We start from the raw sequence: 2,614 nt of genomic DNA on the forward strand, positions 1-2,614 counted from the left end.
ACGGACAACTCGAATTCGCCGGCCGCGCCGACGACCAGGTCAAGATCCGCGGCTTCCGCATCGAACTCGGCGAGATCGAAGCCGCCCTCACCCACCTCCCCCACGTCACCCGAGCCGTCGCCGTCGTCAACGGAGCGGAAGGCGCCGGACGCCGCCTGGTCGGCTACGTCGTGCCGGCCGGTGACGAATGCGACCCTGCGGCAGTTCGTCGCGCCCTCGCCGACACCCTCCCCGACTACATGGTCCCGTCCATCGTCGTCGTCCTCGAGCGCCTGCCGCTGACGCCCAACGGCAAGATCGACCGCAAGGCCCTGCCCGACCCCGACCTCAACACCCTCACCGGCACCGTCCTCCCCCGCACCGAACGCGAAGCCGTCCTGTGCACGCTCTTCGCCGAAGTCCTGGGCATCGACCGGGTCGGCGTCGAGGACAACTTCTTCGACCTCGGCGGGCACTCACTCCTCGCGACCCGGCTCGCCGCCCGGATCAGCTCGGCACTCGAGACGGACGTGCCCGTCCGAGCCCTCTTCGACTGCCCGCGGGTGGCGGACCTCTCGCGCATGCTCGAAACGCAGGGCCACCGTGACCGCCCGCTGCTGTCGGTCGCGACACGCGGGACGCTCATCCCGCTGTCGGCGTCGCAGCAGCGCCTCTGGTTCCTCAACCGTTTCGAGGACCGCGGCGAGGCCTACAACATCTCCTTCGCCCTGAAGCTGGTCGGCGCGCTGGACCAGCAGGCGCTCCGCCTGGCCGTCGAGGACGTCGTCCGACGCCACGAGACGCTGCGGACGGTGTTCCCCGAGATGGACGGGAGTCCGCACCAGCACGTCCTCGAGACAGCGGACGGCCTGGTGGACCTCGCGGTCCGCTCCTGCGAGCCCGCCGACCTCGACCGCGAGCTCTCGGCCGCCGCGCGGCACCGGTTCGACCTCACCACCGAGGTGCCGATCCGCACGCACCTGTTCGCGGTCACGCCGATCCGACACGTCCTGCAGGTGGTCCTGCACCACATCGCCGCCGACGGCCTGTCCATGGCACCCCTGGTGCGCGACTTCGCCACCGCCTACGAGGCCCGTTGCGCGAACGTCCCGCCGGCGTGGGAGCCGCTGCCCGTGCAGTACGTCGACTTCACCTACTGGCAGCAGGAGGTGCTCGGCGGGACCAGCGCGTCGGACAGCCGGGAGGCCGAGCAGCTCGCGTTCTGGAAGGAGGCCCTGGCCGGGCTTCCGGCGGGACTCGACCTGCCCTTCGACCGGCCGCGCCCCGAAGTGTCCACGCTCGAAGGGGACACCGTCCCGTTCCAGGTCCCCGCGGACCTGCACCAGAAGCTTCGGGCGCTGGCACGTGAGCGCAACGCGACCGTCTTCATGGTGATGCAGGCGGGCATCGCCGTCCTGCTCAGGAAGCTCGGCGCCGGCGACGACCTGGCCATCGGCACGCCCGTCGCCGGACGCGCCGACCAGGCACTCGACCAGCTCATCGGGTGCTTCATCAACACGCTCGTACTGCGGACGGACCTGTCCGGGCACCCGACCTTCCACGAGCTCCTCGACCGGGTCCAGCGCACCAATGCCCTGGCGTACTCGCACCAGGACCTGCCGTTCGAAACCCTGGTGCAGGAGGTCAACCCGGACCGCCTCCTCTCGCACCACCCGCTGTTCCAGGTGATGCTGGCCCAGCAGACCCCCGGGGGGATCACCCCCGAGCTCGCCGGGCTCGACGTCAGCGTCGAGCCCGTGTACACCGGCACGGCGAAGTTCGACCTCTCCTTCATCTTCGACGAACGAGAGTCCGCCGACGGCCGTCCCGGCGGGATCGACGGCATCATCGAGTACAGCTCCGATGTGTTCGACCGGGTGTCGGTGGAGGGTTTCGGGCGGCGGCTGCTGCGGGTGCTGGAGTCGGTGGCGGCGGATCCCGGCATGCCGGTGGGGCGGCTGGAGCTGCTGTCCGCGCAGGAGCGGGAGACGCTGCGCGCGTGGAGCGGCGGCGCGACCGCTGCGACGACTGCGCCCTCCGCGCCACTGGCGGAACTGTTCGAGGCCCAGGCGGCACGAGTGCCCGAACGGGCCGCGGTGACCTTCGAGGGTGCCTCGCTGACCTACCGGGAACTGAACGAGCGGGCCAACCGGCTCGCACGCGTGCTGATCGGGCACGGTGTCGGCCCGGAGCGGATCGTCGCGCTGGCACTGCCGCGCTCCCTCGACCTGGTCGTGGCGATCCTGGCCGTCAGCAAGGCCGGCGGCGCCTACCTCCCGATCGACCCCGAATACCCCGCCGAACGCATCGCGTTCATGCTCACGGACGCACAACCGATGTGCCTGCTCACCACCACCGGCAGCACGGTCGACGGCCTACCGCACCTGCCCGTCGTCCTCCTCGACCAGATCGACACCAACGACCAACCCGGCCACGACATCGCCGACGCCGAGCGCGTCTGCCCGCTGCGCGGTGAGCACTCCGCCTACATCATCTACACCTCCGGCTCGACCGGCACCCCCAAGGGCGTCGTCGTCCCCCAGTCCAACGTCAGCCGCCTGTTCACCACCACCCGCGAGCGCTTCGGCTTCCACGAGACCGACGTCTGGGCACTGTTCCACTCCTATGCCTTCGA

Annotated in this window: 1 protein-coding gene; it reads left to right on the forward strand. The window is 70.5% G+C overall.

Annotated features, from left to right (window positions below; genetic code table 11):
• A partial coding sequence (locus tag ACZ3TI_RS40820) for a condensation domain-containing protein (RefSeq protein ID WP_465735636.1) occupies nucleotides 1–2,614 on the forward strand: 2,614 nt, incomplete at both ends.

Source organism: Kitasatospora sp. NPDC023120, from assembly GCF_055560835.1.